Below are 14,349 nucleotides of genomic sequence, written 5' to 3'. Positions count from 1 at the left end.
ACATGAGATGAGCAGCAGCCCCGCGAATTACCAGTTCCATCTGCCCGATATGAGCTGCGGCCACTGTGTGGCCGCCATCACCAGCGCCGTGAGCGAGATCGACCCCGGCGCCCTGCTGAGCTTTGACCGCCCGGCGCGCCGCCTGGAGGTGCAGGCCTCCAGCCTCGGCCGCGAGCAGCTGGCCGCAGCCCTGGCCGAAGCCGGCTATCCGGAGGCGCCGGCCGCGGCCTGAAGCTGAGTCTCAATTTGCTGGCGGCGCCGACCTCAGTCCGGGCTGCCCAGGCTGCCCTGCAGCAGATGCAGCATGGCCTCCTGGGTGCGGCGCAGCTTCAGCAGTTCCTGGTCGGGGCATTGCAGGGCGGGCCAGAGCAGGGCCACCAGGTCGCGGGCGCTTTGCTCCACCTCGATCTGGCGGCCGGTGATCACCACCTCCCAGAGCATGTGCTCCATGGGGCCGAAGACCAGGGAGCGCAGCAGGCGCAGCGGGATGTCGCGGCGCAGCTCGCCGCTGGCCTGGCCGCGGGCCAGCAGGTCCATCAGGGGCTGGGTGTAGCGCCGCTGCAGCTCCACAAAGCCCTCGCCCAGCTCCTGCTGGCCCTTGCTGCGGCCCTCGCTGAGCACCAGGGCGCACAGGCCCGTGCCCTGGATCAGAAAGAGGCGCAGATGGGTGTGGACGATGAATTCCAGCTGCTCGCGGATGGGACGCTCGCGCGGCAGGCCGTCTTCGATGGCGCCGATGATCTCGTCATACCAGTCGCCGATCACCCGCATGCAGAGCTCGCGCTTGCCGCGGAAATAGGTGAAGACCGTGGCCTCGGAAATGCCCAGGCGCTGGGCGATCTCGGTGGTGGTGGCGCGCTCGTAACCCAGGGCGGCAAAGACCTCGCGGCCCACGCGCAGGATGTCGCGCACCCGCTGCTCGGACTTGGCGCTCACCGGCGCGCGGCGCTGGGCCGGCAGCACGGAGGCCGAGGTGGGGGCGGAGCGGGGTGTGCGGGGCATGGGGCGGATTCTGGATAAATTTTGAGGAAAGCTCAAGAATTGTTTGATGCCTGTCGCCGTCTGATTTATGCTGCACGGCTCTGGCATCCTGGCCCTGCTTGGATCGGGATGCGTGCGAAGCAAATTGAGCCAGTCTCAGGCTGGCTGATCCAGGAGACAAGACGATGGCTGTTCTCGCCACCAAGCTCAATGCCCGCTCGGCCGATTTCAAGGCCAATGCCGACGCGATGCGGGCGGTCATCGACGATCTGAACGCCAAGCTTGCCAAGATCGCCGAGGGCGGCGGCGAGGCGGCGCGCGCCAAGCATGTGGCCCGCGGCAAGCTGCTGCCGCGCGAGCGTGTGGAGATGCTGCTGGACCCGGGCACGCCGTTCCTGGAGATCGCGCCCCTGGCCGGCCTGAATATGTATGACAACGCGGCGCCGGGCGGCGGGGTGATCGCCGGCATCGGCCGGGTGGCCGGCGTGGAATGCGTGATCGTCTGCAATGACGCCACGGTCAAGGGCGGCACCTACTACCCCATCACGGTGAAGAAGCATCTGCGCGCGCAGGAAGTCGCGCAGCAGAACCGCCTGCCCTGCATCTATTTGGTGGACAGCGGCGGCGCCAATCTGCCCAACCAGGACGAGGTCTTCCCGGACCGCGACCACTTCGGCCGCATCTTCTACAACCAGGCCAATCTCAGCGCCCAGGGCGTGCCCCAGATCGCGGTGGTGATGGGCTCCTGCACCGCGGGCGGCGCCTATGTGCCGGCCATGAGTGACGAGACCATCATCGTCAAGAACCAGGGCACCATCTTCCTGGGCGGCCCGCCCCTGGTGAAGGCCGCCACCGGCGAGGTGGTGACGGCCGAGGACCTGGGCGGCGGCGATGTGCACACCCGTCTCTCCGGCGTGGCCGACCATCTGGCCGAGAACGACACCCACGCCCTGGCCCTGGCCCGCCAGTCCGTGGCCAGCCTGAACTGGCGCAAAGAGGGTGAGCTGCTGCAGCGCGAGCCGCGTGCGCCGCTGTTCGACGCCGCCGAGCTGCACGGCGTGATCCCCACCGACACGCGCAAGCCCTTCGATGTGCGCGAGGTCATCGCCCGCATCGTGGACGGCTCGGAGTTCGACGAGTTCAAGGCCCGCTATGGGGCAACCCTGGTCTGCGGCTTCGCCCATATCGAGGGCATGCCGGTGGGCATCGTGGCCAACAACGGCATCCTGTTTGCCGAGAGCGCCAACAAGGGGGCGCACTTCATCGAGCTCTGCTGCCAGCGCAAGATCCCCCTGGTCTTCCTGCAGAACATCACCGGCTTCATGGTGGGCCGCAAGTACGAGAACGAGGGCATTGCCCGCGCCGGCGCCAAGATGGTGACGGCCGTGGCCTGCGCCCAGGTGCCCAAGTTCACCGTCATCATCGGCGGCTCGTTCGGCGCTGGAAACTACGGCATGTGCGGTCGCGCCTACTCGCCGCGCTTCCTGTGGATGTGGCCCAACGCGCGCATCAGCGTGATGGGTGGCGAGCAGGCCGCCAGCGTGCTGGCCACGGTCAAGCGCGACGGCATCGAGGCCAAGGGCGGCGCCTGGAGCGCGGAGGAAGAGGAAGCCTTCAAGGCGCCCATCCGCCAGCAGTACGAGGACCAGGGACACCCCTATTACGCCAGCGCCCGCCTCTGGGACGACGGCGTGATCGACCCCGCCGACACCCGCCGCGTGCTGGCCCTGGGCCTGTCCGCCGCGCTCAATGCCGAGATCCCCGAGACCAAGTTCGGCGTCTTCCGCATGTAAGACCGCGCCCGGGTGCGTGCGCCCGGGCCGTCTCCTCGCTCCACATTTGCCGCTCCGCCATGACTGACACCGCGCTCAAGATCGAACGCCTGGGGGCCGACGCCCGCATTGCCCGCGTGACCCTGAACCGCCCCGAGGTGCGCAATGCCTTCAACGAGGCCCTGATTGCCGAGCTGACACAGACCTTCAAGACCCTGGGGCAAGACCCGGCCCTGCGGGCCATCGTGCTGGCCGCGGAGGGCAAGGCCTTTTGCGCCGGGGCCGATCTCAACTGGATGAAGGCCATGGCAGGCTACAGCTGGGACGAGAACCATGCCGACGCCGGCCGCCTGGCCGAGATGCTGTGGACCATCTACAGCTGCCCGGTGCCCGTGATCGCGCGGGTGCAGGGCGATGTCTATGCCGGCGGCGTGGGCCTGGTGTCGGTCTGCGATATGGTGGTCTCGCTGGAGTCGGCGGGCTTTTGCCTCAGCGAGGCCAAGCTGGGCCTGCTGCCGGCCACCATCGCGCCCTATGTGGTGCGGGCCCTGGGCGAGCAGGCGTCGCGCCGCTACTTCGTGACCGCCGAGCGTTTCGGCGCCGCCGAGGCGCACCGCCTGGGTCTGGTGCACAAGCTGGCGGCGGATGAAGAGCAGCTGGATCACAAGGTGGAGCTGCTGCTGAGCGCCGTGCTGGCCAATGGTCCGGCCGCCGTGCGCGCCTGCAAGAAGCTGGTGCAGGACGTGGCGCACGCCCCCATCACGCCCGCGCTGCGCGACGACACCGCGCGCCGCATTGCCGACATCCGCGCCAGTGCCGAAGGCCGCGAGGGCGTGCAGAGCTTTCTGAACAAGAGCAAGCCCTCCTGGTTGGGATGAATCCGGTGTTGAGCAAGGTCGATCTGCAAAGCCGCAGCCTGGATGCCGTGTGGCATCCCTGCACCCAGATGGCACGCGCGCAGAAGCTGCCACCGCTGCCCATCGTGCGCGGAGAGGGGGCCTGGCTCTACGACGAGCAGGGGCGCCGCTACTTTGATGCCTGCTCATCCTGGTGGGTCAATCTCTTCGGCCATTCGGACCCCGGGCTGAACGGCGCCATCAAGCAGCAGCTCGACACCCTGCCACATGTGATGCTGGCCGGCTGCACCCATGAGCCGGCCGTGCGCCTGGCCGAGCGGCTCTCGGCCCGGACCGGTGGCGCCCTGGGCCACTGCTTCTTCGCCAGCGACGGGGCCAGCGCCGTGGAGATCGCGCTCAAGCAGAGCTTCCACAGCTGGCGCAACCGCGGCCGCGGCGAGAAGCGCGAGTTTGTCTGCCTGCGAAACGGCTACCACGGCGAGACCATAGGCGCCCTGGCCGTCACCGATGTGGCGGTGTTCCGCGACGCCTACGACCCGCTGCTGATGCGCGCCCATATCGTGGACTCGCCCGACAGCCGCCTGGGCAACGAGGCCCAGGCCCTGGCCGCGATGCGCACCCTGCTGGAACAGCGCCACGTCCAGATCGCGGCCCTGATCGTCGAGCCCCTGATCCAGGGCGCGGCCGGCATGGTGATGCACAGCCCCGACTACCTGCGCGGCCTGCGCCAGCTCTGCAGCGAGTTCGAGGTGCATCTGATCGCCGACGAGATCGCCGTGGGCTGCGGCCGCACCGGGACCTTCTTTGCTTGGGAGCAAGCGGATGCGCCGCAGTGGCCTGACTTCCTGCTGCTCTCCAAAGGCATCACGGGTGGCACCCTGCCGCTGTCCCTGGTGCTGACGACGGATGCCGTGTTCCAGGCCTTCTGGGACGAGCAGGAGGTGGCGCGCGGCTTTCTGCACTCGCACTCCTACACCGGCAATGCCCTGGCCTGCGCGGCGGCGAATGCGGTGCTGGACCGCTTTGAGCTGCAGGATCAGCTGCAGGCCAATCGGGCGCAGGCGGCCCTGCTCGCCCAGGTCTTCGCGCCGCTGGCCGAGGATGCGCGCCTGGCTCATCTGCGTCAGCGCGGCATGGTGCTGGCCTTTGATGTGAAGGATCCGGGTCCGCGCTTCGCCGAGCGCTTCCATCTGGCCGCGCGCGCGCACGAGCTGCTGATCCGGCCCATAGGCGCCACCGTCTACCTGATGCCGCCCTATCTGATCGATGCCGGGGCGGCGCAATTCCTGTTCAAGGCCGTGCGGGCCACGCTGGACGAGGTGCTGAGTCATGCTGCTTGAGCATCTGGACCGCAAGCTGCAGGCCTTGCGCGCGCAAGACCTCAGCCGCTTCACCCGCATTGCCGAGACCGGTACCGCGCCGCGCCAGACCGTGGTGGGTGCGGATGGCGTGGCGCGCGAGCTGCTGATGTTCTGCAGCAATGACTATCTGGGCCTGGCCGCCCATCCCGAGCTGGCCCAGGCCCTGGCCGAGGGCGCGCGCCGCTGGGGCGGCGGCTCCGGTGCCTCGCCCCTGGTGAGCGGGCATTCGCGCGCCCATCACGAGGTGGAGGCCGAGCTGGCCCGCTGGTTTGCGCCCCATATCCCCCAGGCCCGCGCCATCGGTTTTTGCACCGGCTATATGGCCAATCTGGCGGTGCTGGGCGCCCTGGGTGATGCCGAGGCCGAGATCTTCAGCGAGGCGCTCAACCACGCCTCCCTGATCGACGGGGCCCGCCTGGCCAAGGCGCGGGTCAGCCGCTACGGCCATTGCGATGTGGCGGGCCTGCGCGCGGTGCTGGCCGCCAGCACCGCGCGCATCAAGCTCATCGTGACCGATGCCGTGTTCAGCATGGACGGCGATATCGCGCCCCTGCCCGAGCTGCTGGCCCTGGCCCAGGAGTTCGATGCCTGGCTGATCGTGGACGATGCCCATGGCCTGGGCGTGCTGGGCGAGAGCGGCGTGGGTACGCTGGAGCATTTCGGTCTGCGCAGCGAGCGCCTGATCCTGGTGGGCACCCTGGGCAAAGCCGCCGGCCTGGCCGGCGCCTTTGTGGTGGCCCATGAGACCGTGAGCCACTACCTGCTGCAGGCGGCGCGCAACTACATCTTCTCCACCGCCTCGCCGCCCGCGGTGGAGCAGGCCCTGCTGCACAGCCTGGCCCTGATCCGCGGCGAGACCGGCCGCGAGCGCCGCGCCCGGCTGCAGACCCTGCAGACGCAGCTGCGCGCGGGCATGCAGGCCCTGCTGGCGCGGCACGCCCATCTGGGCTGGCGCCTGGCCGAGTCGCACACCCCGCTGCAGCCGCTCATCGTGGGTGGCAATGCCGAGGTCATGCAGCTGGCCGCCGCCCTGGAAGCCCAAGGCCTGCGCGTGCCGGGCATACGCCCGCCCACGGTGCCGGCGGGCCAGGCCCGTCTGCGCATCACCCTGTGTGCCACCCATACCGAGGCCGATGTGGACCGCCTGCTGGCGGGCCTGGAGGCCTGCATTCCCACGCTGAGCGAGGTCGCCGCATGAAAGGCTTCTTCATCACCGGCACCGACACCGAGATCGGCAAGACCTGCATCACCGCGGGCCTCACGCACGCCCTGCAGCAGCAGGGCTGGCGCGTGGCGCCCATCAAGCCGCTGTCGGCGGGCCAGTTCCAGAATGCGGCCGGCGAGTGGCTCAACGAGGACGTGATGCAGCTGCACGCGGCCCAGAGCCTGGGCCTGAGTCCGGGGCAGATCGGCCCCCTGCAGTTCCGTGCCGCCTGCGCGCCGCATATCGCGGCCCGCCTGGAGGGGTGCGAGATCGAACGCGAGCCCCTGCTGGCCGCTATCCGCGGGACGGCCGCCCTGGCCGATCTGGCCCTGGTGGAAGGGGTGGGCGGATTCCGGGTTCCTCTGATCCCCGGCTGGGACACGGCCGATCTGGCCGTGGACCTGGGCCTGCCCGTGGTCCTGGTCGTGGGCCTGCGCCTGGGCTGCATCAACCACGCCCTGCTCACGGCCGAGGCCCTGCGCGCCCGCGGCCTGCGCCTGGCCGCCTGGGTGGCCAATACCGTGGACGCCCAGCAGCCCCATGTGGCCGAGAATCTTGAGGCCCTCCAGGCCGGTCTGGATGCGCCTTGCTGGGGCCATGTGCCCCGGCTCACCACTCCCTCCCCGGCGGCCGTGGCCGCCCATTTGCAGCAGGCCCTGCTGCAGCAAGCCTTGAAAGCCTGACGATGAACCAGACCGTCAACCAGATCCAGACCCTGACGCCCACCACCGACGCCGAGCGCCGCAATGCCAAGCCCTGGACGGTGGACGAGGTGGCGGCCCTGTTCGAGCTGCCCTTCAACGATCTGCTCTTCCGCGCCCAGCAGGTGCATCGCGAGCATTTCGACGCCAATGCGGTGCAGCTCTCCACCCTGCTGTCCATCAAGACCGGCGGCTGCGAGGAAGACTGCAAGTACTGCCCGCAGTCGGCCCATTTCGACACCGGCCTCAAGGCCGAGAAGCTGATTCCGCTGGAGGAGGTGATGGAAGCCGCCCGCGCCGCCAAGGCCAATGGCGCCACGCGCTTTTGCATGGGTGCGGCCTGGCGCGCGCCCAAGGAGCGGCATCTGGAGGCCATCGGCGAGATGATCTCCGGCGTCAAGGCCCTGGGCCTGGAGACCTGCCTGACCGCCGGCATGCTGGCCGAGGGTCAGGCCGAGCAGCTCAAGGAGGCGGGCCTGGACTACTACAACCACAACCTGGACACCGCGCCCGAGTTCTACGGCCAGATCATCACCACCCGCACCTATCAGGACCGCCTGGACACCCTGGAGCGCGTGCGCGCCCAGGGGCTCAAGGTCTGCTCGGGCGGCATCGTGGGCATGGGCGAGACCCGCCGCCAGCGCGCCGGCCTGGTGGTGCAGCTGGCCAATCTGAACCCCTACCCGGAGTCGGTGCCCATCAACAATCTGGTGCAGGTGGAAGGCACGCCCCTGGCCGGCACGGCGGCGCTGGACCCCTTCGAGTTCGTGCGCACTATTGCCGTGGCGCGCATCACCATGCCGCGCGCCATGGTGCGGCTCTCGGCCGGCCGCGAGGAAATGCCGGAGAGCCTGCAGGCCCTGTGCTTTCTGGCCGGCGCCAACAGCATGTTCTACGGCGACAAGCTGCTCACCACCAGCAACCCCCAGGCCGAGAAGGACCGCCAGCTGATCCAGCGCCTGGGCATGCACTGCGCCAGCGAGGCCGAGCTGAGCGCCGCGGAGGCCGGCGAGGCCTGCGGCGGCCACTGCCACTGAACGATTCAAAGCACGGAGACATTGCCATGTTCAAGAAGATCCTCATTGCCAATCGAGGCGAGATCGCCTGCCGCGTGGCCGCTACCGCGCGGCGCATGGGCATTCAGACCGTGGCGGTGTATTCCGAGGCGGATGCCCGGGCCAAGCATGTGCAGGCCTGCGACGAGGCGGTGCTGATCGGCGGCCCGGCGCCCAAGGACTCTTACCTGCAGTGGCAGCGCATCCTGGCGGCCGCCCGCGCCACCGGCGCCCAGGCCGTGCACCCGGGCTATGGCTTTCTGTCGGAGAACGAGGACTTTGCCCAGGCCTGCGCCGAGGCGGGGCTGGTCTTCATCGGCCCGCCGCCCTCGGCCATCAAGGCCATGGGCCTGAAGGCCGAGTCCAAGCGCCTGATGGAAGCGGCCGGCGTTCCTCTGGTGCCGGGCTATCACGGCGCCGACCAGGACCCGGCCCTGCTCAAGCGCGAGGCCGAGCGCATCGGCTATCCGGTGCTGATCAAGGCCAGCGCCGGTGGCGGTGGCAAGGGCATGCGGGCGGTGTTCGCGGCCGAGGAGTTCGAGGCCGCGCTGGCCTCCTGCCAGCGCGAGGCCATCAACAGCTTCGGCGACGACGCGGTGCTGATCGAGCGCTATGTGCAGCGCCCGCGCCATATCGAGATCCAGGTCTTTGGCGACAGCCAGGGCGACTGCGTCTACCTCTTCGAGCGCGACTGCTCGGTGCAGCGCCGCCACCAGAAGGTGCTGGAAGAGGCGCCGGCCCCGGGCATGACGCCCGAGCGCCGCCGCGAGATGGGCGAGGCCGCCGTGGCCGCCGCCAAGGCCGTGGGCTACCAGGGCGCGGGCACGGTGGAGTTCATCGCCGAGCAGGACGGTCGCTTCTACTTCATGGAGATGAACACCCGCCTGCAGGTGGAGCATCCGGTGACCGAGGCCATCACCGGCCAGGACCTGGTGGAGTGGCAGCTGCGCGTGGCCGCCGGTCAGCCCCTGCCGCTCAAGCAGGAGCAGCTGCGCATGCACGGCCATGCCATCGAGGCGCGCATCTGCGCCGAGAACCCGGAGGCCGGCTTCCTGCCCGCCACCGGCACGCTGAGTGTGGCGCGCTGGCCGGCGCATGTCAGCTTCGAGCGCGGCGATGTGCGCATCGACTCAGGCGTGGGCGAGGGCGATGCCATCAGCCCCTTCTACGACTCCATGGTGGCCAAGCTCATCGTCTGGGGCGAGACCCGCGAGCAGGCCCTGGCCCGCCTGGATGCCGCCCTGCGCGACACGCATATCGTGGGCCTGCAGACCAATGTGGCCTTTCTGCGCCGCTGCGCGGCCACGGCCTCGTTCGCCGGGGCTGATCTGGACACGGCCCTGATCGAGCGCGAGCGCGCCGCCCTCTTCGAGCAGCCCGGTCTGCCCCTGGATATCGCGGCCGCGGCCGTGGTGGCCCACACCCTGGCGGCCGAGGCGGCCGCCCAGCGCGCGGGCGACCCCTGGAGCCAGCGCGATGGCTGGCGCCTCTTTGGCGCCGCCACCCGCCGCTTCGAGCTGGACATTGCGGGCAACCACCATCAGGTGCTGCTTTCCCGCCACCACCGCGGCGGCATGAGCCTGAGCGTGGCGGGTCAGGTCTTGCCCTTTGCCGTGAACAGCCAGGGCTTGGAGCGCCATGAGCTGCTGCTGGGCGAGGGCATGGCCCAGCGCCGGGTGATGGCCACGGTCTATGGCCTGGGTGAGAAGGTGGCGGTGTTCACCGCCCAGGGTTCGGCCCTGGTCACCGAGGTGGATGTGATTGCCCATGCCGGCGAGGGCTCCTCCGAGGCCGGCCGTCTGACCGCGCCCATGCCGGGCAAGATGGTGTCCTTCCTGGCCCAGCCGGGCGACAAGGTGAGCAAGGGCCAGGCCCTGGCCGTGATGGAGGCGATGAAGATGGAACACCAGATCCATGCCCCGCGCGACGGCGTGGTGGCCGAGCTGCTCTACGCCGTGGGCGACCAAGTGGCCGAAGGTTCCGAACTGATCCGCATGGAGGCCTGAGATGAGGCCCCTCGCCCAGCCATGCCGCGCTGAACGCGGGCCTGTCTGGGCGGTCCCCCGGGGGGACGATGGCGCTTGCGGCGTCGAGCCGCAGGCGCCAACCTGGCGGGCCGGCTTGGGGCGGCCCGGCGCTCGGCCCGTGGCCTGAACGAAGAAGAGGAATGATCATGGCACTACCAACTCATGTCACCCTGGTCGATGTGGGCCCGCGCGACGGCCTGCAGAACGAGAAGCAGCCGGTATCCACCGCCCACAAGGCCCAGCTGGTGGCCCTGCTGCAGGAGGCCGGCCTCAAGGAGATCGAGGTCACCAGCTTCGTCAGCCCCAAGTGGGTGCCGCAGATGGCCGACAACGCGGACGTGATGGCCGCCATCGCGCGCCGCCCCGGCGTGCGCTACTCGGTGCTCACGCCGAACATGAAAGGCTTCGAGGCGGCGCTGCCGACCCAACCGGACGAGATCGTGGTGTTCGCCGCCGCGAGCGAGGCCTTCAGCCAGAAGAACATCAACTGCTCCATTGCCGAGAGCATCGAGCGCTTCGCCCCCGTGGTGGCCGCGGCGCATGAGGCCGGCATCAAGGTGCGCGGCGCCCTGTCCTGCGCCCTGGGCTGCCCCTACCAGGGCGAGGTCAGCGCCGACGAGGTGGAACGCGTGGTGCAGTTGATGAAGAGCATCGGCGTGGACCATATGGGCGTGGCCGATACCATTGGCGTGGGCACGCCGCGCAAGGTGCAGGCCGCCATGGAGCGCGCGCTCAAGCACTACCCCCTGGTGGAGGTGAGCGGCCATTTCCATGACACCTATGGCCAGGCCCTGAGCAATATCTACGCCTGTCTGGAGCTGGGCGTGCACACCTTTGACGCCAGCGTGGCCGGCCTGGGCGGCTGCCCCTATGCCAAGGGCGCCACCGGCAATGTGGCCACCGAGGACGTGGTCTTCATGCTCAACGGCCTGGGCATAGACACCGGCATCGATCTGGACCGCCTGGTCGATGCTGGCGCTTTCATCTCCGGCGTGCTGGAGCGTGCGCCGGTCTCGCGCGTGGCCCGGGCCATTCTGGCCAAGCGCGCGGGCTGAACGCGGGCAGGGCGCGCGCGCTTGATTCAGCTCAAGCTGGCCGTCACAAAGTCTCTGCACAGTCCCGGTGTTCGTGAACTTCACTGACCCACTGGGAGCAAGACATGGCAGAGCTGATGAAGGCGGCGGTGGTGCGGGCGTTTGGCCAGCCCCTGGAGATTGATGAGCTGGCGGTGCCCGAGGTGCCGCCGGGGCAGGTGCTGGTCAAGGTCATGGCCAGCGGCGTGTGCCACACGGATCTGCACGCGGCCGAGGGCGACTGGCCCGTCAAGCCCAGCCTGCCCTTCATTCCCGGCCATGAAGGCACGGGCTATGTGGCGCGGGTGGGCGCGGGCGTCAAGCATCTGAAGGAGGGCGACCGCGTGGGCGTGCCCTGGTTGCACACGGCCTGCGGCCACTGCGAGCACTGCATGGGCGGTTGGGAAACCCTGTGCGACCACCAGCAGATGACGGGCTACACCGTCAACGGCGGCTATGCCGAGTATGTGCTGGCCGACCCCGGCTATGTGGGCCATCTGCCGGCGGCCCTGGACTTCGCACCGGCCGCACCCGTGCTCTGCGCCGGGGTCACGGTCTACAAGGGGCTCAAGGTGCTGGACTGCAAGCCCGGCGACTGGGTGGCCATCTCGGGCATCGGCGGTCTGGGCCATATGGCGGTGCAGTACGCCAAGGCCATGGGCTTTCATGTGATTGCGGTGGACGTGGCCGAGGACAAGCTCAAGCTGGCCCGCGAGCTGGGCGCCGAGCTGTGCCTGAATGCCGCCACCCAGGACCCGGTGGCCGAGGTGCAAAAGCATCTGCGCGGCGCCCATGGCGTGCTGGTCACGGCGGTTTCGCGCAGCGCCTTTGCCCAGGGTCTGGGCATGCTGCACAAGCGCGGCACCATGTCGCTCGTGGGTCTGCCGCCGGGCAGCTTTGACCTGCCCATCTTCGATGTGGTGCTCAATGCCAAGACGGTGCGCGGTTCCATCGTGGGCACGCGGCTGGACCTGATGGAGGCCCTGCAGTTTGCCGGCGAGGGCAAGGTGCGCTCGCACTACAGCACCGACAAGCTGGACAACATCAACAATATCTTCGCTGCCATGAAGCGCGGCGCCATCGACGGCCGCGTGGTGCTGGAGCTCTGAGACCGCTTCGCACCGCCCCTCTCACCCCGATGGGGGTGTGAGGCTCCGCGTATCGCACGGCCATGACCCTGCTGCGCGCAGGCTTCATGCCAGCCTCATCGGGATCTGCTCGAATCGCGGCAGATTTGCAGGGACCGGACAGGCTTGACCTTCACGGCGGCTGCAAGCGGCCGGGGAGGGCGGAGCGATGTGTGTACGGGAACAGGGCTTGGTTGTTCGAAAAGGGGCGGGGGCCTTGCTACTGTTCTTGGTGGCGGCCTGCGGTGGTGGCGGTGGCGCCGACCCAGCGCCCCAGCCCACGCCGCCCATCACCCCCCAGCCTCCGCTCGCGGATCCGCCAGGCATCGACAAGGCCTTGCTGCGTCAGCAGGTCGATGCTTTTGTTGCCGAGCAGCGGGCCAAGATCGCGGCGATCGATTGCAGCCAGAGTCAGACCGGCTCTTGCGAGCCGATCAAGAACATCCGCTTCTCAGAGGGTCAGGCCTTGCCCGCCAGGCTGCGTGCCGACCAGACCATTCTGCTGATCGACAGCGGCATCACGCATGCCGCCACGCTGCGCTATCGCTCGCGCATGCTGGCCTACTACCGCCTGAGCGAAAGCAGTGGCTTGGTGGAGCCCTACGACCCGGTGATCGCCAGCACGCCGCGCTGGGGTGCCGAGTTGCTGCGCGCGATCGATGGCTTTCAGTACCGCGATGCCGCGGGGCAGATGCGACCCAGCCATGTGCCCGCCGCCTGGCTGGAGCCACTGCGGCCCCTGCTCAAGGGCGCGCGCGACTTTGCCGCCCTGGATCGCATTCCGCACGGCAATATGGTGCTGAGCCAGCTGGTCGAGGCCAGCCCGCAGGCCGGCTTCGTGGTGCTGGATCCTTTCCCCTTCCAGTCCCTGCTCAAGGCCCAGCGCGCCAGTGTCTGTGCCAAGGATGCGGCGAGCCTGGAGCAGGCCGCCCAGCGTGCGGCGCAGAGCCTGGGTCTGGTGATGCAGCGCCATGGCGTGGACTATGTGAACCTGTCGGGCGGCTGGTTTGCTGAGGACCTTGCCATCAGCTGGGCGGCGCTGAACTGCAGCGGCAGCCTGTCGCCCGAGGAGGCGAGCCGTCTGATGCTGGCCCTGCGGCCCTTGTTCGCCCAGCTCTTCGAATCACCCACGGTCTTGGGTGTGCAATCCGCGGGCGGCGCCATGTCCCCACTGACGCATCCGCTCGATGTGATGGAGCTGCCACAGCGCCTGCGGGTCGGCTACTACCACCCGCTGCAGGCGGCGCCCTTGCCGGCCGATGGCGTGGTCGGCGCACAGCGACCAGCGGTGGACGAGCCCAGCGCGGCGGATCGGCGCTGGATCGACGTCTTCGTCGGCACCGGCATGACGCGCTCGGGGTTCAGGCCGGAGTTCAATACCGCACCGCCCTTGCGAACCGACTCGGTTTACGGCCTGGGCCTGTGGCCCGTGGACAGCTCCACCACCTCCTGGTCCGCCCCGCAGGCCCTGAACCGCCTGATCCATCTGAAGCAGCAGCTCGCGCCCACGATGGCGCCCGAGGCGCCGCTGGACGCGGCCCTGATCCAGCGCATGAAGACCGCGCTGACGCCCATGGGCTGCAGCTGGGCGCCCGAGGACGGCGGCCGCTGCAAGCTGCAGGACCCCGCCTGGCACCGCCAGCAGGAGCTGTTCCGCCAGGGCTGGCTGCCGGCTGACTGGCGCTGGGAGTAGCTCCGCAGCGCAGGCGCCGGCCGCAGTCTCGTGCTGGCGCCAGGGGTCAGGTCTTGCCAAAGACATGTCATCGCGAGCTCGCCATAGCTCCTGGCGTTTGTAAGTGTCGGTAATCGCAGTCGGCTCTCTCGGTGGCGCTTGCGTTGCCTTGAAGGCCGGGCGCTTGCGATGAGCGCCTGCGTGGCAGAGAAGCAGAAACATCAGGGAGAAGCTGAATGATGAAGAGGTACGGAGATATCCGTGGAACCAGAGGCGTGCGCGCCGGATGCTGTGTGGCGGCCACCTTGGCGCTCTTGCTGGCTGGCTGCGGAGGCGGTGGCGGCGGTGGTGAAACGCCTGCCACCACGCCCGTGGGGGCGCCTGCACCCGAACCCGCGCCTACGCCTACGCCTGCGCCCACGCCCGCACCCACACCCACACCCACACCCACACCCACACCCACGCCCACGCCCACGCCCACGCCCACGCCCACGCCCACGCCCACGCCCACGCCCACGC

The 14,349-nt window shown here is 69.2% G+C and carries 13 protein-coding genes; 12 read left to right on the top strand and 1 reads right to left on the bottom strand.

The window, feature by feature from the left end; all coding sequences use genetic code 11:
* Positions 1 to 7: 7 nt before the first annotated feature.
* On the top strand, positions 8 to 232 hold the full coding sequence (locus DFR39_RS18950) for a heavy-metal-associated domain-containing protein (protein ID WP_133605412.1): 225 nt from the start codon (positions 8 to 10) through the stop codon (positions 230 to 232).
* 32 nt (positions 233 to 264) lie between these two features.
* Here DFR39_RS18950 and DFR39_RS18945 read toward each other — a convergent pair whose 3' ends face one another.
* Positions 265 to 1,002 (bottom strand): TetR/AcrR family transcriptional regulator, encoded by a 738-nt coding sequence (locus tag DFR39_RS18945; protein WP_133605411.1) that lies wholly within the window; start codon positions 1,000 to 1,002, stop codon positions 265 to 267.
* Positions 1,003 to 1,166: 164 nt separating this feature from the next.
* Between DFR39_RS18945 and DFR39_RS18940 the strand changes: the two genes are divergently transcribed.
* The 11 genes from DFR39_RS18940 to DFR39_RS19995 form a co-directional block, all read left to right on the top strand.
* Positions 1,167 to 2,774 carry a carboxyl transferase domain-containing protein gene (locus DFR39_RS18940; RefSeq protein WP_133605410.1) on the top strand — a complete coding sequence of 536 codons (1,608 nt, stop codon included), beginning with the start codon at positions 1,167 to 1,169 and terminating at the stop codon, positions 2,772 to 2,774.
* Between the two features lie 59 nt (positions 2,775 to 2,833).
* Positions 2,834 to 3,631, top strand: a complete 798-nt coding sequence (locus DFR39_RS18935; RefSeq protein ID WP_133605409.1) for an enoyl-CoA hydratase/isomerase family protein — start codon at positions 2,834 to 2,836, stop codon at positions 3,629 to 3,631.
* 8 nt (positions 3,632 to 3,639) lie between these two features.
* Positions 3,640 to 4,950 carry an adenosylmethionine--8-amino-7-oxononanoate transaminase gene (locus DFR39_RS18930; protein WP_281277277.1) on the top strand — a complete coding sequence of 437 codons (1,311 nt, stop codon included), beginning with the start codon at positions 3,640 to 3,642 and terminating at the stop codon, positions 4,948 to 4,950.
* Positions 4,940 to 6,169, top strand: a complete 1,230-nt coding sequence (gene bioF / locus DFR39_RS18925) for an 8-amino-7-oxononanoate synthase (RefSeq protein WP_133605407.1) — start codon at positions 4,940 to 4,942, stop codon at positions 6,167 to 6,169. Before DFR39_RS18930 ends, bioF begins: the two co-directional genes overlap by 11 nt.
* Positions 6,166 to 6,858, top strand: coding sequence for a dethiobiotin synthase (bioD, locus tag DFR39_RS18920; RefSeq protein ID WP_133605406.1), 693 nt, complete (start codon positions 6,166 to 6,168; stop codon positions 6,856 to 6,858). Before bioF ends, bioD begins: the two co-directional genes overlap by 4 nt.
* Before the next feature lie 2 nt (positions 6,859 to 6,860).
* Complete coding sequence (bioB, locus tag DFR39_RS18915) at positions 6,861 to 7,913, top strand: biotin synthase BioB (RefSeq protein ID WP_133605405.1); 1,053 nt, start codon at positions 6,861 to 6,863, stop codon at positions 7,911 to 7,913.
* Between the two features lie 26 nt (positions 7,914 to 7,939).
* Positions 7,940 to 9,937, top strand: coding sequence for an acetyl/propionyl/methylcrotonyl-CoA carboxylase subunit alpha (locus tag DFR39_RS18910; RefSeq protein WP_133605404.1), 1,998 nt, complete (start codon positions 7,940 to 7,942; stop codon positions 9,935 to 9,937).
* A 167-nt stretch (positions 9,938 to 10,104) separates the two neighbouring features.
* On the top strand, positions 10,105 to 11,013 hold the full coding sequence (locus DFR39_RS18905; protein WP_211343914.1) for a hydroxymethylglutaryl-CoA lyase: 909 nt from the start codon (positions 10,105 to 10,107) through the stop codon (positions 11,011 to 11,013).
* A gap of 104 nt (positions 11,014 to 11,117) precedes the next feature.
* Positions 11,118 to 12,140, top strand: a complete 1,023-nt coding sequence (adhP, locus tag DFR39_RS18900) for an alcohol dehydrogenase AdhP (RefSeq protein WP_133605402.1) — start codon at positions 11,118 to 11,120, stop codon at positions 12,138 to 12,140.
* A 235-nt stretch (positions 12,141 to 12,375) separates the two neighbouring features.
* A complete protein-coding gene (locus tag DFR39_RS19920) occupies positions 12,376 to 13,851 on the top strand; it encodes a hypothetical protein (RefSeq protein WP_162849589.1) in 1,476 nt (491 codons plus the stop codon).
* 272 nt (positions 13,852 to 14,123) lie between these two features.
* Positions 14,124 to 14,349 (top strand): hypothetical protein (locus tag DFR39_RS19995; protein ID WP_211343913.1); only part of this gene is annotated, 226 nt, incomplete at its 3' end.

This window comes from Roseateles asaccharophilus, from assembly GCF_004362405.1.
In the GTDB taxonomy this organism is placed as follows: Bacteria; Pseudomonadota; Gammaproteobacteria; order Burkholderiales; family Burkholderiaceae_C; genus Kinneretia; species Kinneretia asaccharophila.
The sequence above is the reverse complement of the archived record's forward strand: the minus strand, read 5'-3'. Positions and strand labels throughout refer to the sequence as shown.